This is a genomic window from Streptomyces sp. NPDC088762, from assembly GCF_044750905.1.
Lineage (GTDB): Bacteria > Actinomycetota > Actinomycetes > Streptomycetales > Streptomycetaceae > Streptomyces.
In genome coordinates, this window is the sequence record NZ_JBIVKT010000024.1 from 76,930 (window position 1) to 100,842 (window position 23,913).

The 23,913-nt window shown below is 68.8% G+C and carries 22 protein-coding genes; 4 read left to right on the top strand and 18 right to left on the bottom strand.

Annotated features, from left to right (window positions below; genetic code table 11):
* Positions 1-21 precede the first annotated feature (21 nt).
* The 5 genes from ACIP5M_RS34405 to ACIP5M_RS34425 all read right to left on the bottom strand — a co-directional run bounded on the left by ACIP5M_RS34405 (position 22) and on the right by ACIP5M_RS34425 (position 5,378).
* The gene (locus ACIP5M_RS34405) at positions 22-978 is read right to left on the bottom strand and encodes a helix-turn-helix transcriptional regulator (RefSeq protein ID WP_401204563.1); all 957 of its coding nucleotides are present in this window, start codon (positions 976-978) and stop codon (positions 22-24) included.
* 151 nt (positions 979-1,129) lie between these two features.
* Positions 1,130-1,525, bottom strand: coding sequence for an FKBP-type peptidyl-prolyl cis-trans isomerase (locus ACIP5M_RS34410; protein WP_401204565.1), 396 nt, complete (start codon positions 1,523-1,525; stop codon positions 1,130-1,132).
* A gap of 31 nt (positions 1,526-1,556) precedes the next feature.
* Positions 1,557-2,498: an FKBP-type peptidyl-prolyl cis-trans isomerase gene (locus ACIP5M_RS34415; protein ID WP_401204568.1), complete on the bottom strand. Its 942-nt coding sequence runs from the start codon at positions 2,496-2,498 to the stop codon at positions 1,557-1,559.
* A gap of 128 nt (positions 2,499-2,626) precedes the next feature.
* Entirely contained in the window at positions 2,627-3,988 is a 1,362-nt protein-coding gene (gene pafA / locus ACIP5M_RS34420) for a Pup--protein ligase (RefSeq protein WP_401204571.1), read from the bottom strand.
* Positions 3,989-4,103: 115 nt separating this feature from the next.
* Positions 4,104-5,378 carry an MFS transporter gene (locus ACIP5M_RS34425; protein WP_401204573.1) on the bottom strand — a complete coding sequence of 425 codons (1,275 nt, stop codon included), beginning with the start codon at positions 5,376-5,378 and terminating at the stop codon, positions 4,104-4,106.
* Positions 5,379-5,513: 135 nt separating this feature from the next.
* On the opposite strand from ACIP5M_RS34425, the gene ACIP5M_RS34430 reads away from it, so the two are divergent.
* Positions 5,514-6,512 carry a LacI family DNA-binding transcriptional regulator gene (locus ACIP5M_RS34430; protein WP_401204576.1) on the top strand — a complete coding sequence of 333 codons (999 nt, stop codon included), beginning with the start codon at positions 5,514-5,516 and terminating at the stop codon, positions 6,510-6,512.
* 61 nt (positions 6,513-6,573) lie between these two features.
* Here the strand turns inward: ACIP5M_RS34430 and prcA are convergent, their stop codons facing one another.
* The 6 genes from prcA to arc form a co-directional block, all read right to left on the bottom strand.
* Positions 6,574-7,338: a proteasome subunit alpha gene (prcA, locus tag ACIP5M_RS34435; RefSeq protein WP_401204579.1), complete on the bottom strand. Its 765-nt coding sequence runs from the start codon at positions 7,336-7,338 to the stop codon at positions 6,574-6,576.
* Between the two features lie 41 nt (positions 7,339-7,379).
* Complete coding sequence (gene prcB, locus ACIP5M_RS34440; RefSeq protein WP_401204582.1) at positions 7,380-8,219, bottom strand: proteasome subunit beta; 840 nt, start codon at positions 8,217-8,219, stop codon at positions 7,380-7,382.
* The gene (locus ACIP5M_RS34445; protein WP_401204585.1) at positions 8,171-8,764 is read right to left on the bottom strand and encodes an endonuclease VII domain-containing protein; all 594 of its coding nucleotides are present in this window, start codon (positions 8,762-8,764) and stop codon (positions 8,171-8,173) included. Before ACIP5M_RS34445 ends, prcB begins: the two co-directional genes overlap by 49 nt.
* 30 nt (positions 8,765-8,794) lie before the next feature.
* Positions 8,795-9,007 (bottom strand): ubiquitin-like protein Pup, encoded by a 213-nt coding sequence (locus ACIP5M_RS34450; RefSeq protein ID WP_133898495.1) that lies wholly within the window; start codon positions 9,005-9,007, stop codon positions 8,795-8,797.
* Positions 9,008-9,205: 198 nt separating this feature from the next.
* Positions 9,206-10,717 carry a depupylase/deamidase Dop gene (gene dop, locus ACIP5M_RS34455; protein ID WP_401204589.1) on the bottom strand — a complete coding sequence of 504 codons (1,512 nt, stop codon included), beginning with the start codon at positions 10,715-10,717 and terminating at the stop codon, positions 9,206-9,208.
* Between the two features lie 271 nt (positions 10,718-10,988).
* Positions 10,989-12,755: a proteasome ATPase gene (gene arc, locus ACIP5M_RS34460; RefSeq protein ID WP_401204592.1), complete on the bottom strand. Its 1,767-nt coding sequence runs from the start codon at positions 12,753-12,755 to the stop codon at positions 10,989-10,991.
* Positions 12,756-13,030: 275 nt separating this feature from the next.
* On the opposite strand from arc, the gene ACIP5M_RS34465 reads away from it, so the two are divergent.
* Positions 13,031-13,351, top strand: a complete 321-nt coding sequence (locus ACIP5M_RS34465; RefSeq protein ID WP_401204594.1) for a ferredoxin — start codon at positions 13,031-13,033, stop codon at positions 13,349-13,351.
* Positions 13,352-13,355: 4 nt separating this feature from the next.
* On the opposite strand, the gene ACIP5M_RS34470 is transcribed toward ACIP5M_RS34465, so the two are convergent.
* The 3 genes from ACIP5M_RS34470 to ACIP5M_RS34480 all read right to left on the bottom strand — a co-directional run bounded on the left by ACIP5M_RS34470 (position 13,356) and on the right by ACIP5M_RS34480 (position 16,190).
* The gene (locus tag ACIP5M_RS34470; RefSeq protein WP_401204597.1) at positions 13,356-13,955 is read right to left on the bottom strand and encodes a hypothetical protein; all 600 of its coding nucleotides are present in this window, start codon (positions 13,953-13,955) and stop codon (positions 13,356-13,358) included.
* A gap of 186 nt (positions 13,956-14,141) precedes the next feature.
* Entirely contained in the window at positions 14,142-15,038 is an 897-nt protein-coding gene (locus tag ACIP5M_RS34475; RefSeq protein ID WP_042814566.1) for a tRNA (adenine-N1)-methyltransferase, read from the bottom strand.
* 18 nt (positions 15,039-15,056) lie between these two features.
* The gene (locus ACIP5M_RS34480) at positions 15,057-16,190 is read right to left on the bottom strand and encodes a site-2 protease family protein (RefSeq protein WP_401204629.1); all 1,134 of its coding nucleotides are present in this window, start codon (positions 16,188-16,190) and stop codon (positions 15,057-15,059) included.
* A 233-nt stretch (positions 16,191-16,423) separates the two neighbouring features.
* Between ACIP5M_RS34480 and ACIP5M_RS34485 the strand changes: the two genes are divergently transcribed.
* Both ACIP5M_RS34485 and ACIP5M_RS34490 read left to right on the top strand, forming a co-directional pair.
* Positions 16,424-17,308: a RecB family exonuclease gene (locus ACIP5M_RS34485; protein ID WP_401204600.1), complete on the top strand. Its 885-nt coding sequence runs from the start codon at positions 16,424-16,426 to the stop codon at positions 17,306-17,308.
* A 64-nt stretch (positions 17,309-17,372) separates the two neighbouring features.
* Complete coding sequence (locus tag ACIP5M_RS34490) at positions 17,373-18,044, top strand: response regulator (protein ID WP_401204603.1); 672 nt, start codon at positions 17,373-17,375, stop codon at positions 18,042-18,044.
* Positions 18,045-18,125: 81 nt separating this feature from the next.
* On the opposite strand, the gene ACIP5M_RS34495 is transcribed toward ACIP5M_RS34490, so the two are convergent.
* The 4 genes from ACIP5M_RS34495 to ACIP5M_RS34510 form a co-directional block, all read right to left on the bottom strand.
* Positions 18,126-19,709, bottom strand: coding sequence for an ABC transporter substrate-binding protein (locus tag ACIP5M_RS34495; protein WP_401204605.1), 1,584 nt, complete (start codon positions 19,707-19,709; stop codon positions 18,126-18,128).
* Between the two features lie 71 nt (positions 19,710-19,780).
* Positions 19,781-21,385 carry an ABC transporter substrate-binding protein gene (locus ACIP5M_RS34500; RefSeq protein ID WP_401204607.1) on the bottom strand — a complete coding sequence of 535 codons (1,605 nt, stop codon included), beginning with the start codon at positions 21,383-21,385 and terminating at the stop codon, positions 19,781-19,783.
* 480 nt (positions 21,386-21,865) lie between these two features.
* A complete protein-coding gene (locus ACIP5M_RS34505; RefSeq protein ID WP_401204609.1) occupies positions 21,866-22,567 on the bottom strand; it encodes an HAD family hydrolase in 702 nt (233 codons plus the stop codon).
* A gap of 113 nt (positions 22,568-22,680) precedes the next feature.
* A partial coding sequence (locus ACIP5M_RS34510; RefSeq protein WP_401204612.1) for a vitamin B12 dependent-methionine synthase activation domain-containing protein occupies positions 22,681-23,913 on the bottom strand: 1,233 nt, incomplete at its 5' end.

A 23,913-nucleotide genomic window follows, 5' to 3' on the forward strand; every position in this document is an offset into this window, starting at 1 on the left:
ACGGGCCCCGGTGCGGCCCTGTCAGCCCGCGGCGACGGCCCGCAGCCGGTCCACGACGTCGGCCCGCAGATCGGCGGGCTCCAGCACCACCACGTCCGGGCCGAACTCCACCAGCCAGGCGTCCAGCCCGTGCCCGTACGGGATCTCCAGCTCGTCCCAGCCGTCACCGCCCTCCCGCACGGCCGTGGCCTTGGCCCGCAGCGGGTAGCCCGCCCCGGCCCGCAGCCGGATCCGCGCGGACCGCTCCGCGCTCTCCCCGGCCCAGCTCGCCACGGTCTCCCGCACGGTCACCACGTCCGGCACCTCGGCGGTGTACTTCGCGGCGCGGGAGCGGACCTTGCCGGTGATCCGGGAGAGCCGGAACACCCGCTCCGCCCCCCGGTCGCGGTCGAAGCCGGCCAGGTACCAGTGGCCGCGCCAGCACTCCAGCGCCCACGGCTCCACCTGCCGGGTCTCGGGCCGGGCGGCCGTGGACTTGCGGTAGTCGAACACCACCGGCCGCCGGTCCCGGCACGCCAGCATCAGCGGCTCGAAGGCCGCCTCGTGGACCGGGATGCGCGGCTCGATGGCACTGTGCTGGCCCTCGTACGGGTTCCCCGCCTCCGGCATCCCGCCGGCGCGCAGCTTCTGCAGGGCGCCGCTGGCCGCGCCCGCGAGGCGCGCCTGCTGCCAGACCTTGGCCGCCAGGCCCAGGGCGGCGGCCTCCTCGGCGTCCAGGGAGACGGGCGGCAGCCGGTTGCTGTCCCGGCGGGCCAGGTAGCCGGTTTCACCCTCCAGGTTCTCCACCGTCTCGATCACCAGACCGAGTTCACGCAGATCGTCCTTGTCCCGCTCGAACATGCGGTTGAAGGACTCGTCGTTGCCGGCTTCCAGGTAGGCCTCGATGGAACCGCGCAACTCGCGCTTGCTGAGCGGCCGACGGGTCCCCAGCAGACACAGCGCCAGATTCATCAGCCGCTCGGCCTTGGCAATCGCCATCGACGCCGTTCCCCCGCTCTCGACACACACCTCGTGACCGTTGACCGTACCGCCCCGGCGCGCCCGGACAAAAGCGAGGGCCTGCGCGACCCCATGCACGAGGGGCCCCCGCCGGACGGCGGGGGCCCCTCGACGATCGGGGACGACCCGATCAGCCGACCTTCATCAGGTCGCAGACGAAGATCAGCGTCTCGCCCGGGGCGATCGCACCGCCCGCGCCACGCTCGCCGTAGGCGAGGTGGGCGGGGATGACGAGCTTGCGGCGGCCGCCGACCTTCATGCCCTGGACACCCTGGTCCCAGCCGGAGATGACCTGGCCGACACCCAGCTGGAACTGGAGCGCGGAGCCACGGTTCCAGGAGGCGTCGAACTCCTCACCCGTGGAGAAGGCCACGCCCACGTAGTGGACGGAGACCCGGTCGCCCTTCTTGGCCTCGGCGCCGTCGCCGACCCAGATGTCCTCGATCACGAGGTCCTTGGGGGCCTCGCCCTCGGGGAAGTCGATCTCGGGCTTGCTGAGCTCGTTGCTCACGGAACTGCTCCTCATACGTACGAACTGGGGGACAACCGGGACAGTCTTACATCACCGCGAGGATGTCGAGGCTGAAGACCAGCGTCGACTTGGCCGGGATCGTCCCCTGCTCCTTGTCCCCGAAGCCCTGGTCCGGCGGGATGACCAGCAGGATGCGGCTGCCGACCTTCTTGCCGATCAGGCCCTCCTTCAGACCCTTGACCGAGAGCTGCTCCATCGGCCACGTCACCGTGGTGTCCGTGGTGTAGGTGCTCTCGAAGGTCTTGTCGTCCTTCCAGGTCTTGCCGTTGAACTTGACCACGACGCTGTCGGTGTCCTTCACCGCCGCGCCGTCGCCCTCCAGGACGTAGTTCGAGACCAGCTTGCCCGGCTCCGCGGTGTCCTTCGGGACGGTCACGGAGACTTCCTTGCCGTCCGTGTTCGTACCGACCTTGGGCAGGTCCTTGTTGTCCTGCGCGACCTCCTTGCCCGTGGCCGAGGCCGGGACGGAGGTGCCCTTGACGATGTCCACGACGAAGACCAGCGTGGCGTTGGGCTTGATCTTGTCGCCCGAGCCCTGCTCCCCGTAGCCGAGGGCCGGCGGGATCACGAGCTCGACACGGCTGCCGACCTTCTGGCCCTCCAGGCCCTGGTCCCAGCCCTTGATGACCGCACCCGCACCAATGGTGACGTCGAACGGCTTGCCCTTGCCGAAGCTCTGGTCGAACGGCTCCTTGCCGTCCCACACCTGGCCGAGGTAGTTGACCTGGGCGATGTCGCCCTTCTTCAGCGCCGGGCCCTTGCCCTCACTGACGGTCTCCACCTTCAGTTCCTTCGGCGGCTCGCCCTTCCCCTTCGACAGGGTGGGCGTCTCCCCGAACTTGGCGCCCTTGGTGATGGCGGGCACCCCGTTCTTCATCTGGGCGGAGTCGGAGCCGCTGTCGTCGCCACACGCTGCTGTCGTCAGCAGCAGAAGGGGTACGACCAGCAGGCCGGCAAGTCGGCGCACGTGTTCCTCAGATCTCAGACGACAAGGCGGTCGTCGCCACTCTAAGGCGTGCGCGGGGCCCCGTACGAGATGCGTACGGGGCCCCGGCCAAGATCGGTGCGATGTCACACCGTGCACATCCGCGCGGGCTACATGCCCGCGATGAGCTTCTCCACCCGGTCGTCCACCGACCGGAACGGGTCCTTGCACAGCACCGTCCGCTGCGCCTGGTCATTGAGCTTCAGGTGCACCCAGTCGACCGTGAAGTCCCGCCGCTGCTCCTGCGCCCGCCGGATGAAGTCGCCGCGCAGCCGCGCCCGCGTCGTCTGCGGCGGCACCGACTTGCCCTCGAAGATCTTGAGGTCATTGCAGATCCGCGCCGCCTGCCCCTTGCGCTCCAGCAGGTAGTACAGCCCACGCCGGCGGTGGATGTCGTGATAGGCGAGGTCTATCTGAGCCACCCGCGGATTCGACATCGTCATGTTGTGCTTGCCCCGGTACCGCTCGATCAGCTGGTACTTCATGACCCAGTCGATCTCCGTCGCGATCCGGTCCAGGTCCTCCTCCTCGATCGCGTCCAGCGTCCGGCCCCACAGCTCCAGCACCTGGTCCACCACACCTGTACGGATCCCCCGGCGCTCCGCGAAGTCCACGGCCTTGTCGTAGTACTCCCGCTGGATCTCCAGCGCCGAAGCCTCCCGGCCGCTCGCCAGGCGCACCTTGCGCTGACCCGTGATGTCGTGGCTGACCTCGCGGATCGCCCGGATCGGGTTCTCCAGGGTCAGGTCCCGCATCACCGTGCCCGCCTCGATCATGCGCAGCACCAGATCGGTGGCCCCGACCTTGAGCAGCATGGTCGTCTCGGACATGTTCGAGTCCCCGACGATCACGTGCAGACGGCGGTAACGCTCCGCATCCGCGTGCGGCTCGTCCCGCGTGTTGATGATCGGCCGCGAACGGGTCGTGGCGGAGCTGACACCCTCCCAGATGTGCTCGGCCCGCTGGCTCACGCAGTAGACCGCACCCCGGGGCGTCTGCAGCACCTTGCCCGCGCCGCAGATCAACTGCCGCGTGACGAGGAACGGAATGAGAATGTCCGCCAGGCGGGAGAATTCCCCGTGCCGGGCCACCAGGTAGTTCTCGTGGCAGCCGTACGAGTTGCCCGCCGAGTCGGTGTTGTTCTTGAAGAGGTAGACGTCGCCCGCGATTCCCTCCTCGTGCAGGCGGCGTTCGGCATCGACGAGCAGTCCTTCGAGAATGCGCTCGCCTGCTTTGTCGTGCGTGACCAACTCGGTCACGTTGTCGCATTCGGGAGTTGCATATTCCGGATGCGAACCCACGTCCAGGTACAGACGGGCGCCGTTCCGCAGGAAGACATTGCTGCTGCGGCCCCATGACACAACACGGCGGAAGAGGTAGCGCGCCACTTCGTCAGGAGACAGTCGGCGCTGTCCCCTGAACGTGCACGTGACGCCGTACTCGTTCTCCAGCCCGAAAATGCGGCGGTCCATGACTGAACATTACGCCTTCTGCCCTCTTCTGAAACCGGGTTCGAGACGCCGTTTCGATCAGTTTGGCGAACCGCACCCGCGAAACCCCCCACAGCACCGGCCGGCCGCCCCCCGTTCAGCCCGCCGAGGACACCCCCGACCCCACCCCGGACGACCCCTCGGCCGCCCCACCTGACACCCCGTCCGCCGAGCCCGCCACCGCCCGGCTCCGGCCCGGAGTTGCCAGCACCCGCTGAGTCACCGTCAGTACCAGCAGCGCCGCCGCCCCCGCCGCACTCGCAACCCCGAAACCCGCCGCCGTACCACCCAGCTCCACCGCCGGACCCGCGAACGCCGTCCCCATCGCCGCCCCCACCCCGAAGAACGTCACCAGCCACGAGAACGCCTCCGTCACCGTCCCCACCGGAGCGTGCCGGTCCACCACGATGAACGCACACGCGATCGCCGGCGCCAGGAACACACCCGCCAGCGCCGACAGCGCCGTCATCGCCACCGGCCCCGGCACCAGCATCAACGGCAGATAGCACACCGCCAGCAACACGACCAGCACCCGCAGCCGCCGCTCCGGCGCACCCGTCCACTGCCGCGCCCCGTACGCCACACCGCCGACCAGCGCACCCAGGCCGAGCGCCGCCATCAGCCAGCCGTACACCGCCTGACCCCCGTGATCGTCCGCGTACGCCACACCCGCCACCGTGATCGACCCCAGCGCCGTCCCCACGAAGAAGAAGGCCCCCAGCAGCGCCAGCAGACCCCGCGAACGCAACGCGCCCAGCCAGTGCGCCTCCCGCGGCTCCGAACGCCACCGGCGCGACGGCTCCGACACCACCACCGACAGCGCACCCAGCACCCCGACGGCATTGAGCGCCACCAGCGCGCCGGCCGGAGACCACAGCGCCACGAACAACGTCACCAGCAGCGGGCCGACCGTGAACATGACCTCCTGGGCCACCGCGTCCATCGCGTACGCGGCATGCACCCGCTCCTCCTTGCCGCCCAGCACGCTCGGCCACAGCGCCCGCAGCCCGCCCTCCAGCGGCGGCGTGAACAGCCCCGCCACGACCACCGCGGCATAGGCGGCCACCGCCGACCCGGTACCCGCCACGGCCAGCCACACCATCCCCAGCGCCGAGACCAGCGCCGCCGGCAACTGCACCCGCGGCTGCCCGTACAGGTCCACCGCACGGCCGAGCAGCGGCTGCCCCACCGCGTTGGCCACCCCGTACGCGGCGGCCAGCGCCCCCGCGAGGCTGTAGCTGCCGCCCTCCGCCCGCGTGAACAGCACGATCGCGATCGCCGCCGTCCCATTGGGCAGCCGGCCTATGAGCGTGCCCACCAGCAGCCTCGCGGCGTGCCGGGTCCTGAGCAGCTCCGCGTACCCCGCGGCCATGTCCGCCCCTCTCCGCCCGGATCCCACCGGGGTCATACGTATAACGTGACGGGTCATACGTACCATGGCCCCAGCTCACCGGTCCACCCCACCGACCGGCCCCACCCCGCCGACCACGCACTCCAGGAGCCCCCTGTGACGAGACCCACCAGCCGGGACGTGGCCACCGCCGCCGGGGTCTCCCAGGCCACCGTCTCCCTCGTCCTCGGCGACAAATGGCGCGGCCGCGTCTCCGAACGCACCGCCGACCTCGTCCGCGAAGCCGCCACCCACCTCGGCTACCGCCCCAACCTCGCCGCCCGCAACCTCCGCCTCGGCTCCACCCGCACCGCCCTCCTCGTCGTCCCCGCCCTCACCAACGAATTCTTCGCCCGCGTCTACACCGGCGCCGCCCGCATCGCCGCCGAACACGGCTTCGGCGTCGTCCTCTACCCCTCCCCCGACGGCACCGGACCCGCCCGCGACCCCTTCGCCTCCGCCCGCGCCGCCCTCGACGGAGTCATCGCCTCCTCCATGGCCGCCGGAGCCCTCGACGCCATCGGCGGCGACGACCTCCCCCTCGTCATGCTCGACAGCGACCCCACCGCCGACACCGCCGCCGCCCACGTCAACCTCGCCATCGCCGACGGCATGCGCCACATCACCGAACACCTCCTCACCCACGGCCACCGACGCTTCCTCCACCTCGCCTCCGCCGTCGACACCTGGACCTTCCGCGTACGCGCCGAAGCCCTGGCCACCCTCCTCGGCCCCGACACCGAGCTGCGCACCGTACGAGCCCCCCTCAGCGTCGACGGCGCCCGAACCGCCATGCAAACCGCCCTCGCCACCCCGGACGACCGCCCCACCGCCGTCATCTGCGACGACGACATCCTCGCCGCCGGCGCCTGCAAAGCCGCCCGCCGCCTCGGCCTGCGCGTCCCCGACGACCTCTCCGTCACCGGCTTCGACGACCTCGCCCTCGCCACCGCCGTCGAACCCGAACTCACCACCGTCCGGCTCCCCGCCGAACGCATCGGCGAACAGGGCATGACCGCCCTCCTCGCCGTCCTCGACGGCACCCCCTGGACCGCCCCCGACATCCCCGTCGAACTCGTCGTCCGCGACTCCTCCGGCCCCGCCCCCACCCCCTGAAACGCGAAGAACCCCGGCCCGACCCCGAAGGGCCGAACCGGGGCCACCCCCACAACACGTCCTACTCGGCGTCGTCCTCCGGCGCCTCGTCATTCGACACCGCATCCGCCTGCACAGCCGCCGGAACCTCCGCCTCCAGCAACCGCGCCAACTGCCGGCCACGGATCCGCTTGAACTTCCGCTGCTGCGCCCGCGTCCGGTCCAGCACCGCCACCTCCAGCCGCTCGGCCGGAATCGCCTTGTCCGAACCGTTCGCCTGACTCGACAGCGCCTGCACCGCCAGCTTCAACGCGTCCGGCAGACTCATGCCGTCCTGGTGCCGCTGATCGAGATACGTACTGATCTGCTCGGCATTGCCACCGACCGCGACCGAACCGTGCTCATCCACGATCGAACCGTCATGCGGAAGCCGGTAGATCTGATCCCCGGCCGCCGTCGCACCGACCTCCGCGACGACCAGCTCCACCTCGTACGGCTTCTCACCCGCACTCGAAAAGATCGTGCCCAGCGTCTGCGCGTACACATTCGCCAGCCCACGAGCCGTCACATCGTCACGGTCATAGGTGTAACCCCGCAGATCGGCATAACGCACCCCACCGATCCGCAGGTTCTCGTACTCGTTGTACTTGCCGGCGGCCGCGAAACCGATCCGGTCATAGATCTCACTGAACTTGTGCAGCGCACGAGACGGGTTCTCACCGACGAACACGATGCCGTCGGCATACTGCAGCACGACCAGGCTGCGACCACGGGCGATGCCCTTCCGGGCGTATTCCGCCCGGTCGGCCATGGCCTGCTGGGGTGACACATAGAACGGAGTCGACACCGGTTATCCGTCCCTTTCTTCTGGGCGACGAGGAGGACTGGTCAGAGCAGGGCCGCGCGCGGCCCGTCGGGCTGCTCGAGCCGGCGGTTGGTGACGGTGCGGGCGAGTTCCTGCGACTCCTCGTCCGTCAGCCTCCGGAAGCCCTCGTCGGTGATGACGGTGACGATCGGATAGATGTGGCGGTACAGGTCCGGCCCACCGGTCGCCGAGTCGTCGTCGGCGGCGTCGTACAGCGCCTGCACGACCAGCGTGGTGGCCTGCTCCTCCGTCAGATCGGGACGGTAAAGCTTCTTCATCGACCCCCGGGCGAAGATCGAACCGGAACCGGTGGCGGCGTAGCCGTGCTCCTCGGAGCGGCCGCCCGTCACGTCGTAGGAGAAGATCCGGCCCTTCTCCTTGGCCTCGTCGTACCCCGCGAAGAGCGGCACGACGGCCAGCCCCTGCATCGCCATCCCCAGATTGCTCCGGATCATGGTCGAGAGCCGGTTCGCCTTGCCCTCCAGGGAGAGAGTCGTCCCCTCCACCTTCTCGAAGTGCTCCAGCTCCAGCTGGAACAGCTTCACCATCTCCACGGCCAGGCCGGCCGTACCGGCGATGCCCACCGCGGAGTACTCGTCGGCCGGGAACACCTTCTCGATGTCCCGCTGCGCGATCATGTTCCCCATGGTCGCCCGCCGGTCACCGGCCAGCACGACCCCACCGGGGAAGGTGGCCGCGACGATGGTCGTCCCGTGCGGCGCCTCGACGACCCCCTCCGGCAGCTTGCGGTTGCCGGGCAGCATCTCGGGCGAGTGCGCACCCAGGAAGTCCATGAAGGACGACGACCCCGGCGTCAGGAAGGCTGCCGGTAGACGCCCTGTGCCACGATTGTTGGCTTCCACGCGTGTCCCTCCAGGTATTCGGCCGCCCGAAGAATACGGTCGGGCTTTTCCTTCAATAGGCCAAGGCCCGTGTTGCAGTTGAAGCAAAGTACGCCACGGACCTTACCCGTCTTGTGGCAGTGATCCACATGCACGGCCGGGGCCCGGAGGCAGAGGCAACAGAGCCCACCCTGGTCTGCGATCATCTGGTCACGCTCGGCCGGGGTGATTCCGTACTTGCGCTTGAGGTGGCCTGCCTGGCCCTCGACAGCTCGGCACGCCTTGCAGCGCGCATGGAGACCATCCGAGGCGGCTGCCTTGCGGTGATACTCGGAGTACGGCTTGACCTCTCGGCAGCGGGTGCAGAGCTTGTGTCCCTCCGGCACTTCCACACGCGGACGGACCGTCCTGTCCTCCCCGGTCGGCGCTTTGAGGTGGTACCTCGTAGCGCAGTCCCGACAGTGCCTCTGCAAGCCATCCAGGTTCGACCGCTTGATGCCGAAGGCTGCGCGCGGCCGCTCTTCACCGCACCGCACGCAGCGCTTCAGCCCTGCCCTTTCGGGCATCCACCCCACCTTTCACCTTTGATTCAAAGGCTACTGGCCGCCTTTTTGAACGAAGCTTCGAACGAAGTCCTCGGCGTTCTCCTCGAGCACATCATCGATTTCGTCAAGTACGGAGTCGACGTCGTCGGAGAGCTTTTCCTGGCGCTCCTTGAGGTCGGTCGATTCCTCGACCGCCGCCTCCTCGACCTCCTCGGTCGAGCGCTGCGCCTTCTGCTGTCCGCCGCCGGTGTCCTTGGTCGCCATGTCTACCTCACCCCGCTCGGTTCGCACGCTCACGTCGAGAGACCCCGGGATTCGGGATCTCTCAAGATCAGACCCTACGTCGGACCCTACAAGGAGGGTCCGACATTCGTCCCCGCACTCGTTCAAAAGATCCGGCACAACGTCCGGCTGATTTCATGATTCCCAGACCGGAGGCCTTTCAGGCCCCTCCAGGCCCACTCACTGCCCCGAAAGCACCCGCACCAGGTCTTCCGCCGTGCGGCACCGGTCCAGGAGCTCCTTGACGTGGTTCCGGGTCCCCCGGAGGGGTTCCAGGGTCGGGACCCGCTGGAGGGAGTCCCGGCCCGGGAGGTCGAAGATCACCGAGTCCCAGGAGGCCGCGGCGACGTCGTCCGCGTACTGCTCGAGGCAGCGGCCCCGGAAGTACGCCCGGGTGTCCTCCGGCGGCTTGCCCGCGGCTCGCTCCACGGCCGACTCCTCCACCAGCCGCTTCATCTTGCCGCGGGCCACCAGGCGGTTGTACAGGCCCTTCTCGGGCCGTACGTCCGCGTACTGGAGGTCCACGAGGTGCAGCCGCGCCGCGTCCCAGCCCAGGCCGTCCCGGCGCCGGTAGCCCTCCAGGATCTCCCGCTTCGCGATCCAGTCCAGCTCCCCCGACAGGCTCATGGGGTCGCTCTCGAGCCGGCCCAGCACGTCCTCCCAGCGGGCCAGCACGTCCTTGGTCTGCTCGTCCGCGTCGGCTCCGAAACGCTCCTCCACGTACTTCCTGGCCAGCTCGAAGTACTCCACCTGCAGCTGCACTGCGGTCAGTGTCCGTCCGCTGCGCAGCGTGATCAGGTGGTGCAGATCGGGGTCGTGGGAGACCTGGTGCAGGGTGCGTACGGGCTGGTCGATGGCGAGGTCGACGGTGATGAAGCCGTCTTCGATCATGCCGAGGACCAGCGAGGTCGTGCCGAGCTTGAGGTAGGTGGAGATCTCGGAGAGGTTGGCGTCGCCGATGATCACGTGGAGGCGGCGGTACTTCTCGGCGTCCGAGTGCGGCTCGTCGCGGGTGTTGATGATGGGCCGCTTCAGGGTGGTCTCCAGGCCGACCTCGACCTCGAAGTAGTCCGCGCGCTGGCTGATCTGGAAGCCGTGCTCGCGGCCGTCCTGGCCGATGCCGACGCGTCCGGCGCCGGTGACGACCTGGCGGGAGACGAAGAAGGGGGTCAGGTGGCGCACGATCTCCGAGAAGGGGGTTTCCCGCTTCATCAGGTAGTTCTCGTGCGTGCCGTAGGAGGCGCCCTTGTTGTCGGTGTTGTTCTTGTAGAGGTGGATGGGCTGGGCGCCGGGGAGCTGGGCGGCCCTGACGGCGGCTTCGGCCATGATCCGTTCGCCGGCCTTGTCCCAGAGCACGGCGTCGAGGGGATTGGTGATCTCCGGCGAGCTGTATTCGGGGTGTGCGTGGTCGACGTAGAGGCGTGCGCCGTTGGTGAGGATGACGTTGGCGAGGCCGATGTCCTCGTCGGTGAGCTGGCTGTTGTCGGCGGCCTCGCGGGCGAGGTCGAAGCCGCGGGCGTCCCGCAGCGGGTTCTCCTCCTCGAAGTCCCAGCGGGCGCGTCGCGCCCGGTGCATCGCCGCCGCGTAGGCGTTGACGATCTGGGACGAGGTGAGCATGGCATTGGCGTTCGGGTGCCCCGGAACGGAGATCCCGTACTCCGTTTCGATCCCCATTACTCGCCGTACGGTCATGCGGCCCTCCTTGCCCGGCGGCGCTCCTGTTCGGGAGCGGCGCTCAAGTACCGCTGGTGCTCCGGTGCGTGTGCCTGTGCCTGTGCGGTGCCCGTCCCCGCACTGCGCATCCGGCGGTACGGAAGAGCCTAGAACCACTCCGCGCTCGTGGGGAGATCATTTCCGTCATTGAATCTGCCTCGTCCCCGGCTGAAAAGCGGTGGGTAAAAGCAGCGGGTAAAGCAGTCGGCTGCGGATGCCCGGGGAGGGCATCCGCAGCCGCTCCGCTTTGTCAGAGGTACTGACCGGTGTTTGCCACCGTGTCGATGGAGCGTCCGGTGTCCGCGCCTTGCTTTCCGGTGACGAGGGTGCGGATGAAGACGATCCGCTCGCCCTTCTTTCCGGAGATTCGGGCCCAGTCGTCGGGGTTGGTGGTGTTGGGCAGGTCCTCGTTCTCCTTGAACTCGTCCACGCATGCCTGGAGGAGGTGGGAGACGCGCAGGCCCTTCTGGTTGTGCTCGAGGAAGGCCTTGATGGCCATCTTCTTCGCACGGTCGACGATGTTTTGGATCATCGCGCCCGAGTTGAAGTCCTTGAAGTAGAGGACTTCCTTGTCGCCGTTGGCGTACGTGACCTCGAGGAAGCGGTTCTCCTCGGTTTCGGCGTACATCTGCTCGACGACGGTCTGGATCATGCTGTGGACGGTGCCGGCCGTGGAGCCCTGGTGTTCGGACAGGTCGTCCGCGTGGAGGGGCAGGGAGGCCTTGAGGTACTTGGCGAAGATGTCCTTCGCCGCCTCGGCGTCCGGTCGCTCGATCTTGATCTTCACGTCGAGGCGGCCGGGGCGCAGGATGGCCGGGTCGATCATGTCCTCGCGGTTGGAGGCGCCGATGACGATGACGTTCTCCAGGCCTTCCACGCCGTCGATCTCGGCGAGCAGCTGGGGGACGATGGTGTTCTCCACGTCCGAGCTGACGCCGGATCCGCGGGTGCGGAAGAGGGATTCCATCTCGTCGAAGAAGACGATGACGGGGGTGCCCTCGCTCGCCTTCTCGCGGGCACGCTGGAAGACGAGGCGGATGTGCCGCTCGGTCTCGCCGACGTACTTGTTGAGGAGTTCGGGGCCCTTGATGTTCAGGAAGTAGGACTTTCCTGCTGCCTGTCCGGTGACTTCGGCGACCTTCTTGGCAAGGGAGTTGGCGACGGCCTTGGCGATGAGCGTCTTGCCGCAGCCGGGGGGGCCGTAGAGCAGGATGCCCTTGGGGGGCCGCAGTTCGTGTTCCTTGAAGAGGTCGGGGTAGAGGTACGGGAGTTCGACGGCGTCGCGGATCAGCTCGATCTGGTCGCCCAGGCCGCCGATCTTGTCGTAGTCGATGTCGGGGACTTCTTCGAGGACGAGGTCTTCGACCTCGCTCTTGGGGACGACCTCGTAGACGTAGCCGGAGCGGGGTTCGAGCAGGAGGGCGTCGCCGGGGCGGATGGTGATGTCCAGGAGCGGCTCGGCGAGCCTCACCACCCTTTCCTCGTCGGTGTGCCCGACGACCAGGGCGCGCTCGCCGTCCTCGAGGATCTCCTTGAGGGTGACGATGTCCCCGGCCCGCTCGAATTCCATGGCCTCGACCACGTTGAGGGCCTCGTTGAGCATGACTTCCTGGCCGCGCCGGAGGTCTTCCGGTTCGACGCTGGGGCTGACGTTCACGCGGAGCTTTCGGCCTCCGGTGAAGATGTCGACGGTGCCGTCCTCGTTCGCCTGCAGGAAGACACCGAAGCCGGCCGGCGGCTGTGCGAGCCGGTCGACTTCCTCCTTGAGGGCCACGATCTGGTCGCGGGCCTCACGGAGGGTATTCGCGAGTCGTTCGTTCTGCGCGGAGACGCCTGCCAGATTGGTCTGGAGCTCGACGATCCGCTCTTCGAGAATCCTCGTGTGTCGCGGAGAGTCGGCGAGCTTACGTCGCAGGACGGCGATTTCCTGCTCGAGATAGGCAACCTGGCCGGCGGGGTCCTCGGACCCTCGCCCGGGCCGGATGCCGCGGTTGATGTCGTCGTCGTGGGCTGCCACGGTCCTCACCTCCTCCAAGGGGAGCTGGACGCTTCCTGACCCTACCTGGGCTGGTGGTGATTGAAACCCCTAGATCACAAAGACGGTAGAGGTGTGTCCGATCTTCACCCTTGCGTACTCCCTCACGCCAAGGAAATACCCACCCATCAACATCGGAAAGCGGCCGGTTGTAAGGTCGAAGTGTTCAACACCCGCCAGGGCTCGCGCGACTTGCTTCGAGTTTGCTTCGAGTGGTGCCCGGGTTGGATCACTCAGAGCAGGGAACGGCAGGAGATATGACCGTGCAGCAGGAGGCTCCGACGGCGGGTGCCGGTGGGTCCGGCGAGTCGCTCGAGGTCTGGATCGACCAGGACCTGTGCACCGGGGACGGGATCTGCGCGCAGTACGCGCCGGAGGTGTTCGAGCTGGACATCGACGGTCTGGCGTACGTGAAGGGTGCCGATGACGAGCTGCTGCAGGCGGCGGGGGCGACCACTCCGGTTCCGCTGCCGCTGCTGCAGGACGTGGTCGACTCGGCGAAGGAATGTCCGGGTGACTGCATCCACGTGAGGCGCGTTGCGGACGGGGTCGAGGTGTACGGCCCGGACGCCGAGTGACGGTTCAAACACGTGCGGCGGTCGAGTCCGTCAGCTCCTGGCGGAATTTTCCGCCGCTCCAGCGCCACTTGGCGAGCTGTTTCACGTCGGGGTCGTAGCGGGGCACTTCCGGTGAGGAGTAGCCGAGGAGGCGCGCGGTGACGATGCCGTCGCGCACGGTGAGGTCGGTGGCGGTCTGCCGCCGGGCGGCGTCGAGCAGGGTGGCGACGACGCGGGGGCGGGAGCCTTCGGTCCGGTCCTGGGCGAGTACGTAGAGGGCGTGGGGCGGGGTGCCGGAGCCGGCCGCGCAGCGGACGGCGGCGACGGTCTCGGGGCGGCCGTCGCCGTCGAGGTCGCCCTGGGCGGTGGTGGTGACGGCCTGGGGGGCGCCCTTGCAGTCGAGGGGGTAGGTGACCGCGGCCGCGTCGGGAGCGGTGGCTCGGGGGCCGTTGGTGCCGGGGGTGTCCGCCGGGGCCGCGGGGCTGCCGGAGGCGGGCTGGACGAGTCCCGCGGCGGCGATGACGGCGGCCATGGCGGTGGCCGTGGCGAGCCAGTGCACGGTCCTGGTGCGGTTGTGCGCCAGGGTTTCCAGTGTCGGCGTCAGCTCGGCGGGGCTGTGCAGCACGCGGGGTGTCTCCTGTGCGAAGGGTGACGGGGAGCCAGCATCGTGCCACACCTCACACGGAGGTGGAACGGCCGGGTCCGGAGCCGGTGGTCCGGTGTGGGGTGACAACGAAAAGGCGCTGTGGCGCAGTTCCCGTCGTGCGGGGGGAACTGCGCCACAGCGCCTTTGTGTTGGCGTGCCGGGGGCTCAGGCGGAGCGGTCGCTGCCGGGGCCTTCGTAGTCCTCGCCGTAGGCGCCCTTGGCGGGGCGGCGGCGGCGCATGGGGGGTTCGACGCCGTCGGCGAGGCGGCGGGCGGTGACGAGGAAGCCGGTGTGTCCGATCATCCGGTGGTCGGGACGGACGGCGAGGCCTTCGACGTGCCAGTTGCGGATCATCGATTCCCAGGGCTGCGGTTCGGCGAAGCAGCCGATCTCGCGGATGGACTCGACGGTCTTGGACAGCTGGGTGGTGGTGGCCACGTAGCAGCAGAGGATGCCGCCGGGGACGAGGGCCTTCTTGACCGCCTCGAGGCACTCCCAGGGGGCGAGCATGTCGAGGATGACGCGGTCGACGTCGGTCTCGTCCAGGTTGTCCTGCAGGTCGCCCACGGTCAGCTTCCACGCGGGGTGGGGGCCGCCGAAGTAGCGCTCGACGTTGGCGGTGGCGATCTCGGCGAAGTCCGCGCGGCGCTCGTAGCTGTGGAGCATGCCCTGGTCGCCGATGGCGCGCAGCAGGAAGCTGCTCAGGGAGCCGGAGCCCACTCCTGCTTCCACGACGCGGGCGCCGGGGAAGATGTCGGCGAAGGCCAGGATCTGGCCCGCGTCCTTGGGGTAGACCACGGCGGCACCGCGGGGCATGGACAGGACATAGTCGGGGAGCAGGGGGCGCAGCGCGAGGTACGCGACGTTGCCCGTGGTGCGGACAACACTGCCTTCGGGAGCACCGATCAGCTCGTCGTGGGGGAAGGAACCCTTGTGGGTGTGGAAATTCTTCCCGGCTTCGAGCGTGAACGTGTAGTGGCGGCCCTTGGGGTCGGTGAGCTGAACCTGGTCCCCGACCTCGAAGGGCCCGCGTCGGCGGGCGGCACCGGTCGGTTCGGACATGTGACCAGTGTATTGGCTTCAGGACTGGGGCCGTGCCATGGCCTTCACGAAGGCCTTTTCGACGTCGAGGGTGGACAGGACGCCGTAGATCTCGCCGGTGGGTTCGAGGACGAGGTATTCGGTGGCGGGGGTGGTGCGCAGGTGGTCGAGGAGTGCTTCGCCGGTGAGGTCGGCTGAAACCTTCATGCCGTCGGTGAGGTCCTGGGCGAGGGTGCTGACGGCGATCCAGGGGCGGCGGTGTTCGGGGACGGAGGCGATGGCGCTCTCGCGGACGATGGCGGTGGGGTTGGCGTGGCCGTCGACGATGACGAGGGCGCGGGCGCCGGCTTCGTTGGCGCGGCGGAGGGCTTCGGAGAGGGGGGTGGCGTTCTCGACGGGGATGGCGCGCCGGGTGAGGGTGCGGGCGCGGAGTTCGGGGAGGTGTTCGCGCAGGCGGGCCATGCGCAGGCTGTTGCCGGCGCCGGTCCAGATGATCGCGGCGAGGATGGCGGCGAGGAGGGCGTCCATGACGGTGTCCATGCCGCCGATGTCGCCGGTGCGGTTGCCGAGGACGCCGGTGTGGGTGAGGAGGGGCAGGCCGAGGAGGACGGCGATGGCGAGGGCGCGGCCGATCCAGGCGGCGGCGACGGTGCCGGTCATGGGTTTGCCGGTGATGCCCCAGATGACGGCGCGGAGCATGCGGCCGCCGTCGAGGGGGAGGCCGGGGAGCAGGTTGAAGGCGGCGACGAGGAGGTTGGAGATCATCAGGCCGGCGAGGAGGACGCCGGGGACGGTGGCGGGGTCGACGGCCTTCATGCCGAGGTAGAAGGCGGCGGCGAGGAGGAGGGAGAGGAGGGGGCCGACGAAGGCGAGGACGAATTCGCGGCCGGGGGTCTCGGATTCCTTCTCGATCTCGGAGACTCCGCCGAAGAACTGGAGCTGGATGCGGCGTACGGGGAGTTTGAAGCGGAGGGCGGCGAGGGTGTGGGCGAGTTCGTGGACGAGGACGGAGGCGTAGAAGGCGACGGCGAAGAAGAGGGAGACGAGGTAGCGGGTGGGGCCGAGGTCGGGCAGGATCCGGTCGAGCTGGTCGCCGAAGACCCAGGTGATGAGGGCGGCGACGAGGAACCAGCTGGGCGAGACGTAGACGGGTACGCCGAAGGGGCGGCCCATGAGGAGTCCGCCGCCCGGTCCGGAGCGCCGGCCCGGGCGCTCGCCGGTTTCGTCGGTGTCTGCCACGGCTGTCCTTCGTTCGGTGCTGAGGGTTCCGGTGTGGTTCGTGTGGTTCGTGTGGTTGTGCGTGCGGTGTGCTGTTGCGGGTCGTGATGCTTCGATCATGCAGTGCGAGGGGGCTCGTCGTCGATGGTATGCGCGTGCTGTCGGTGGCGGGTCGTAGGGTTTTGTGCATGACGACGAGCTCCGGTGACGGTCCGGCCGATGCAGTGCCCAGTGCTGCGGGGCCTTCTTCGCTCTCCCCTTCGCGGGCGAGCGATTTCATGCGCTGCCCGCTGCTGTACCGGTTCCGGGTGATCGACAGGCTGCCGGAGAAGCCCAGTGCGGCGGCTACCCGCGGGACGCTGGTGCATGCGGTGCTGGAGCGGCTCTTCGACCATCCGGCGCAGGAGCGGACGGCGCCGCGGGCGAAGGCGTTGATCCCGGGGCAGTGGGACCGGCTGCTGGAGGCGAGGCCGGAGCTGACGGAGTTGTTCCCGGCGGGGGACGAGGGGGCGGAGCTCGGGCGCTGGCTGACCGAGGCCGAGGCGCTGGTGGAGCGGTGGTTCACGCTGGAGGACCCGACGCGGCTGGAGCCGGTGGAGCGGGAGTTCTACGTGGAGACGGAGCTGGAGTCGGGGCTGCGGCTGCGCGGGATCATCGACCGGGTGGATGTGGCGCCGTCGGGCGAGGTGCGGATCGTCGACTACAAGACGGGCAAGGCGCCGCGGCCGGAGTATGCGGAGGGTGCCCTGTTCCAGATGAAGTTCTACGCGCTGGTGGTGTGGCGGCTGAAGCAGGTGGTGCCGCGGCGGCTGCAGCTGGTGTATCTGGGCAGCGGGGACGTGTTGACGTACGACCCGGTGGTGGCGGATCTGGAGCGGGTGGAGCGCAAGCTGCTGGCGCTGTGGGAGGCGATCCGGGAGGCGACGGAGACGGGTGAGTGGCGGCCGAGGCCGACGAAGCTGTGCGGCTGGTGTGATCATCAGGCGGTGTGTCCGGAGTTCGGGGGGACTCCGCCGCCGTATCCGCTGGTGATCGTGCCGCGGTCGGAGGCGGTGGGCCCGGCGGATTCCTGATCGGCCGGCCAGGGCAGAATGGGCCCGGTCCGCCGAAGCCGTCCGACGAATCGAGGGAGACCCCGTGGCGATCCGCGTCCTGCTGGTCGACGACCAGCCCCTGCTGCGCACGGGTTTCCGGATGATCCTGGAGGCCGAACAGGACCTGGCGGTGGTCGGTGAGGCCGGGGACGGCCTTCAGGCGCTGGATCAGGTGCGGGCGCTGCAGCCGGACGTGGTGCTGATGGACATCCGGATGCCGCGGATGGACGGGGTGGAGGCCACTCGGCAGATCACGGGTCCGGGGCGGGACGGGCCGGCGAAGGTGCTCGTGCTGACGACGTTCGATCTGGACGAGTACGTGGTGGAGGCGTTGCGGGCGGGGGCGAGCGGGTTCCTGCTGAAGGATGCGCCCGCCCATGAGCTGGTGCAGGCGATCCGGGTGGTGGCGGCGGGTGAGGCGATGCTCGCGCCGAGCATCACGCGGCGGCTGCTGGACAAGTACGCGGGGCACCTGCCGTCGGGTGAGGACACGGTTCCGGATGCGCTGGGGACGTTGACGGAGCGGGAGGTCGAGGTGCTGAAGCTGGTGGCGCGGGGCCTGTCGAACGCGGAGATCGCGGCGGACCTGTTCGTGAGCGAGACGACGGTGAAGACGCATGTGGGGCACGTGCTGACGAAGCTGGGTCTGCGCGACCGCGTGCAGGCGGCGGTGTACGCGTACGAGAGCGGCCTGGTCCGCCCGGGTGCCCAGTAGCGGTTCACCGGAGGAAAACGGAAAGGGGCCGGGCGGCCGCGTGATGCGGCTGCCCGGCCCCTTCGCGATGCCGGGAGGGGTTCAGCCCTTGCTGATCTCCCAGAAGCGGAAGACGGTGGAGGCGTCCAGGGACCACTGGAGGCCGGTCACGTTCTGGCGGGTGACGGCGTACTGCTTGCCCTGCCAGAGCGGGAGGATCGGCACCTCGTCGGCGACGATTTCCTGGAGCCGGCTGTAGTCGGTGTTGGTCGCGGTGCGGTCCGACTTCGTGGAGGTCGACGGGATGATGCTCCCGCTGATCTCCTTGTTGTCGTAGTTGTTGTGGAGCACGTTGTCCGGGCCGAAGAACGGCTGGGTGAAGTTGTCGGCGTCCGGGTAGTCGGGCACCCAGCCCTTCACGTAGACGCCGTACTTGCCTTCCTGGATGTCCTTCTCGTACTGCTCGAACTCGACGGACTTCATGTCGGCCTCGAAGAGGCCGCTGTCGTTGAGCTGCTTGGCGATGACCTGGAACTGCTGGTCGGTGGAGGGGCCGTAGCGGGACGGGGTGGAGTACAGGGTCAGCTTGATCTTGCCGTTGATGCCGGCGGCCTTGAGGACGGCCTTGGCCTTCTCGGGCTGCGGGCTGCCGCCGTAGCGGTCGAAGAACGGGGTGGTGTGTCCGGCGATGCCGGCGGGGACGATCGAGTAGAGCGGGGACGCGGTGCCGGCGTACACGTCCTTGACGAGCGCTTCGCGGTCGACGAGGTAGGCGATGGCCTTGCGGACGGGGAGCTTGCCGACGACGGGGTCGTTGACGTTGAAGACGAGGTGTTCGACCTCGGCGCCGGTGCCCTGGACGACGTCGACCTTGTTGTCGCCGGTCTTGGCGGCGGCGAGGCCGGCGATGTCCTTGGCGGCCAGGCCGCGGAAGGCGAAGTCGACGTCGCCGTTCTCCAGGACCGTCTTGAGGGCGGCCTGGTCACCGTTGAAGAACTTCAGCGTGACGCCGTTGTTCTTGGCCTTGGCCTTGCCGCTGTAGGAGTCGTTGACGGAGAAGCTCGCGCTCTTCTCGCTGAAGGAGTCGAGCTTGTAGACGCCGGAGCCGACCGCCTTGTTGTCCGTACGGAGCTTGTCCGCCGGGTACTCGCTGTGGTCGACGATGGCGCCGGCGCCGGATGCGATCTTGCTGGGGAAGGTCGCGTCGGGCGTCTTGAGGCGGAAGACGACGGTCCTGTCGTCGGGGGCGTCGATGCCGGCGATCGACGAGAGCATGACGGCGGGGCCGTTGTCGTCGTTGATCTTCAGGGTGCGGTCGAAGGAGTACTTGACGTCCTGCGCGGTGAGGGCGTGGCCGTTGCTGAACTTCAGGCCGGTGCGCAGGACGCACTTGAAGACCTTGCTGTCGCTGCCCTCGAAGCCGCAGGACTGCGCGGCGTCGGGTTCGGGCGTGGTGCCGCCCTTGGGGAAGCTCAGCAGCGACTGGAAGACGTTGTTGAAGAGCAGCCAGGAGCCGGGGTCGTAGCCGGAGGCGGGGTCGGTGGACTTCACCTTGTCGGAGATCCCCATGACCACGCCCTTGCCGTTGCCGGCGTTGGAGCCATCGGTCGAGCCGCAACCGCTGAGCAGCGCGGCGGCGGTGGCTGCGCCGAGCGGGGCCGCCAGCCACTGGTTACGTCGTATCACGCGAACGTCCTTCACAGTCGAACTGTTTCGTTGCTCCGGCCTGCGACATCCGCTGCCGGTTGTTGCCGGTCTCAGCCGCTGACACCCCGGCCGAGCTCCCACAGCTGGAGGTCGGAGATGGCGTTGACCGACCACTCCACTCCGGTGATCCCGTCGCGTGCGGCGACGTACTGCTTGCCCTGCCACAGGGGCAGGACGGGCACGTCCTCGGCGACGATGTCCTGCATCTCCGTGATCGCGGGGACGGCGACGCTGCGGTCGGCGGCGCGCCGGGATTCGGGGATGAGCCGGGTGCGCACCGTGCTGTTGGCGTAGGGCGTGCCCAGGAAGTTGTCCTGCTCCAGGAACGGGGCGAGGAAGTTGTCGGCGTCCGGGAAGTCGGGGAACCAGCCGAGCCCGTAGGCGGCGTGGTCGCCCTTCTTCTGTGCGGGACGGAAGTCGGCCCATTCGCTGCCCTGGACGGTGATGTCGAACAGCTGGGTGGAGTTCAGCTGGCTCTTGAGGGCTTCGAACTCGGCGGCCGTGCCGTCGCCGTAGTGGTCGCTCGTGTAGTTCAGGGTGAGCTTGACCGGGGTCTTGATGCCGGCGTCCTTCAGCAGGGTGGCGGCCTTGGCGGTGTTGGCCTCGCCGTACTTGGTGAAGAAGGAGTTGACGTGGCCGGTCATGGTGGTGGGGACCAGCGAGTAGAGCGGCTGCGCGGACTTGCCGTAGACCTTGGAGATGAGCGCCTCCCGGTCGACGGCGGCGGCGAGGGCCTGGCGTACGGCCTTGTCCTTGACGACGGGCGCTTCGGTGTTGAAGCCGAGGTAGCGGATTTCCAGGCCGGGCATGGGGACGAGCTTGACGCCCTTGGGGGGCCGGGCGGAGAGCTCGGTGATCTGGGCGGGCGAGAGGGTGCGGGAGACCATGTGGATGGACCCGTCGGTCAGTGCCTTGCCCATGGCCGCGGAGTCGGCGAAGGTGCGCAGTTCGACCTTCTCGTTGTGGAGCTTGAGGTCGCCCTTGTAGTGCGGGTTCTTGCTGAAGACGGCGCGAACGAGCTGGTTGTCCTTGACCTCGGCCTTCATCGTGTACGGGCCGGAGCCGTCCACGGCGAATCCCTCGCGGAGCTTGCCGGCGTCGTAGTTCTTTTCGCTGACGATGCCGGCGGCGGGGGTGGAGAGCTTGAGCGGGAAGGTCGCGTCGGGGGCCTTCAGGTGGAAGACGACGGTGTCGGCGGCCTTGACCTCGACGTTGTCGACGGTGGAGAGCAGCGAGGACGGGCCGTTCTCGTCCTTGATGGCGAGGACGCGGTCGATGGAGAACTTGACGTCCTTGGCGGTGAGCGGGTCACCGCTGGCGAACGTGAGACCGGGGCGCAGCGTGCAGCGGTAGCTTTCGTTGCCGGTGTCGGTGAAGCGGCAGTCGGAGGCGGCTTCGGGGACGGGCTGGCCGCCGCCGCGCGGGGTGTGCATCAGCGTCTGGACGGTCTGGCGCAGGACGTTCCAGGCTCCGGCGTCGTAGGCGTGGGCCGGGTCGAACGGGGCGGGGGCGACATCGGCGGCCTCGAACCGGTCGGTGGTGCCGACGACGATCGCTCCGGAGCCTGCTCCGCCTCCGCTCGCGCTGCCGCATGCGGCCAGTGCGGGGGTGAGCAGTCCGGCCGCGGCCGTCAGCACCATGGTCTTGCGGTTCATGCTGGAAGTACTCCCTGTAACCGGCACTTGTTCAAAGCGGTGTGGAGGGCACTTCGCGACGGTCGCCCGTTCAGGGCGGAACGATCGGGCCGGTGGTGTGACGATCGGTCCACGCGGTCCCGGCGCAGGGGTGTGCGTCCGGGACGGCAGAGGTGCGGCGATGTGCCCGCGTCGACACTAGTGGCCCGGGACGGGATGGCTGGAACTGGCCGGACTTGGGGCGTATTCGCACGGTGATGGGAGCGGACTGGCTGTCCATGTGGGGCCGGCCACAGATTCGGTCAGGAGCTGATCAATCCGGACACAAGGGAAGCCGGCGGAGCGCCGGGACAGGTCCGTCGGGGGTGTTGCACGTGACAAACGTCACCTGGGACAACTGCCCCGAGGAGGATGGAATTTCAGCCTCCGGGGCAAGCAGCGGAAGATCCTTCGTGGCAGACCGCTCGGGCCGGGATTCTGTTCGGTACGGAGCGTGTGCGTTCAGTTCATCGGAGTGATGAGGGAGCGCAGAAACGCCAGGTCCACGTCCTCCAGCGAGCGGACGACCGTACGGCCGGGCGCGGCCGGGATCACGCCGACCGAGGGGATGGCCACGACCCGGCAGCCGGCGGCCTCGGCGGCGGCGACGCCGGTGGCGGTGTCCTCGATGACGGCGCAGCGCGAGGGGTGTGCGCCGAGGGCCTGGGCGGCGAGCAGGTAGGGGTCGGGGTGCGGCTTGGTGCGCGCGACCTCGTCGCCTGCGACGGTCATGGTGAAGCGGTCGCGACCGAGGGTGATCAGGATCCGGTCGATGACCCGGCGGTGCGAGGCGGAGACGAGGGCGGTGGGCACGTTGTGCCGGGCCAGCTCGCTCAGCAGCCGCTCGGCGCCGGGCATGAGCGGCACCCGGTCGGCGATGCGTGCCTCGAAGCGCTCGTTCAGCAGGACGCTGAGCTCGGCGAGGGTGATCGCGGCGCCGGTGGACTCGATCAGGAAGGCCGCGCTGCGGCTCATGGGGCCGCCGACGACGATGTCGCGCCAGGCGTCCTCGAGCCGGTGGCCGAGCTCCTGGAAGATCTCGGATTCGATCTCCCACCAGAAGCCCTCGGTGTCGACCAGGGTGCCGTCCATGTCGAGCAGTACCGCCTGCAGGGCGTGCCCGTCTGCCGTACGGGTGACGGGGACGGGGACGGTACTCGTCATGGTGCACACCTCGCTGTAGGGACGAGAAGGCCGGTCACCTCTTCCCCATGGGGCATCCCCCGGGGAACAGGCGACCGGCCTGTATGGGACCGACAAGTGTACGTCGGTCTGCGTCAGCGTGCGTTGAAATACTTCGCTTCGGGGTGGTGAATCACGATGGCGTCGGTGGACTGCTCGGGGTGGAGCTGGAACTCCTCCGAGAGGTGGACGCCGATGCGCTCCGGCTGGAGGAGGTCGGCGATCTTGGCGCGGTCCTCCAGATCGGGGCAGGCACCGTAGCCGAGGGAGAAGCGGGCGCCGCGGTACTTGAGGTCGAACATGTCCTCGACGGCGGCCGGGTCCTCGCCGCCGAATCCCAGCTCGGCGCGGACGCGGGCGTGCCAGTACTCGGCGAGGGCCTCGGCGAGCTGGACGGACAGGCCGTGCAGCTCCAGGTACTCGCGGTAGGAGTCGGACTCGAACAGCTTGGCCGTGGCCTCGCCGATCTTCGACCCGACGGTGACGACCTGGAGGCCGACCACGTCGGTCTCGCCGGACTCCTCCGGGCGGAAGAAGTCGGCGAGGCACAGGCGGCGGCCGCGGCGCTGGCGGGGGAAGGTGAAGCGGGTCCGCTCGTTGCCCTGGTCGTCGAGGATGATCAGGTCGTCGCCCTTGGAGACGCAGGGGAAGTAGCCGTAGACCACGGCCGCCTCCAGCAGGTTCTCCGTGTGCAGCTTCTCCAGGAGGCCGCGCAGGCGCGGACGGCCCTCGCTCTCGACGAGCTCCTCGTACGTGGCTCCGCCGGCGCGGGCCTGCTTGAGGCCCCACTGGCCCTTGAAGAGGGCGCCTTCGTCGAGCCAGGAGGCGTAGTCCTTGAGCGGGATGCCCTTGACCACGCGGGTGCCCCAGAAGGGCGGGGTGGGGACCGGGTTGTCGACGGCCACGTCGGAGCGGCCGCCCGGCTCCTCGGGCTCCTCCGCCTGGAGCAGCGGCGTGTCCTTCCTGGCGACGCGGCGCTGCTTGAGCTCGGGCAGGGTGGCGCCCGGCACGCCGCGCTTGACGGCGATCAGGGCGTCCATGAGGCGCAGGCCTTCGAAGGCGTCGCGGGCGTAGCGGACTTCGCCTTCGTAGATCTCGTGGAGGTCCTGTTCGACGTAGGCGCGGGTCAGGGCGGCGCCGCCGAGGATGACCGGGTAGTCGGCCGCCAGCTTGCGCTGGTTGAGCTCCTCCAGGTTCTCCTTCATGATCACCGTGGACTTCACCAGCAGGCCGGACATGCCGATGACGTCGGCCTTGTGCTCCTGCGCGGCCTCCAGGATCGCCGAGACCGGCTGCTTGATGCCGATGTTGACGACGTTGTAGCCGTT

Bases quoted from the DNA above. Each gene is read 5' to 3' on its own strand.
- ACIP5M_RS34405 (WP_401204563.1), bottom strand. From the start codon at position 978: ATGGCGATTGCCAAGGCCGAGCGGCTGATGAATCTGGCGCTGTGTCTG.
- ACIP5M_RS34410 (WP_401204565.1), bottom strand. From the start codon at position 1,525: ATGAGGAGCAGTTCCGTGAGCAACGAGCTCAGCAAGCCCGAGATCGAC.
- pafA (WP_401204571.1), bottom strand. From the start codon at position 3,988: ATGGACCGCCGCATTTTCGGGCTGGAGAACGAGTACGGCGTCACGTGC.
- ACIP5M_RS34425 (WP_401204573.1), bottom strand. From the start codon at position 5,378: ATGGCCGCGGGGTACGCGGAGCTGCTCAGGACCCGGCACGCCGCGAGG.
- ACIP5M_RS34445 (WP_401204585.1), bottom strand. From the start codon at position 8,764: ATGCCCGAAAGGGCAGGGCTGAAGCGCTGCGTGCGGTGCGGTGAAGAG.
- ACIP5M_RS34450 (WP_133898495.1), bottom strand. From the start codon at position 9,007: ATGGCGACCAAGGACACCGGCGGCGGACAGCAGAAGGCGCAGCGCTCG.
- dop (WP_401204589.1), bottom strand. From the start codon at position 10,717: ATGACCGTACGGCGAGTAATGGGGATCGAAACGGAGTACGGGATCTCC.
- ACIP5M_RS34465 (WP_401204594.1), top strand. From the start codon at position 13,031: ATGACCGTGCAGCAGGAGGCTCCGACGGCGGGTGCCGGTGGGTCCGGC.
- ACIP5M_RS34475 (WP_042814566.1), bottom strand. From the start codon at position 15,038: ATGTCCGAACCGACCGGTGCCGCCCGCCGACGCGGGCCCTTCGAGGTC.
- ACIP5M_RS34480 (WP_401204629.1), bottom strand. From the start codon at position 16,190: ATGGGCCGCCCCTTCGGCGTACCCGTCTACGTCTCGCCCAGCTGGTTC.
- ACIP5M_RS34485 (WP_401204600.1), top strand. From the start codon at position 16,424: ATGACGACGAGCTCCGGTGACGGTCCGGCCGATGCAGTGCCCAGTGCT.
- ACIP5M_RS34500 (WP_401204607.1), bottom strand. From the start codon at position 21,385: ATGAACCGCAAGACCATGGTGCTGACGGCCGCGGCCGGACTGCTCACC.
- ACIP5M_RS34505 (WP_401204609.1), bottom strand. From the start codon at position 22,567: ATGACGAGTACCGTCCCCGTCCCCGTCACCCGTACGGCAGACGGGCAC.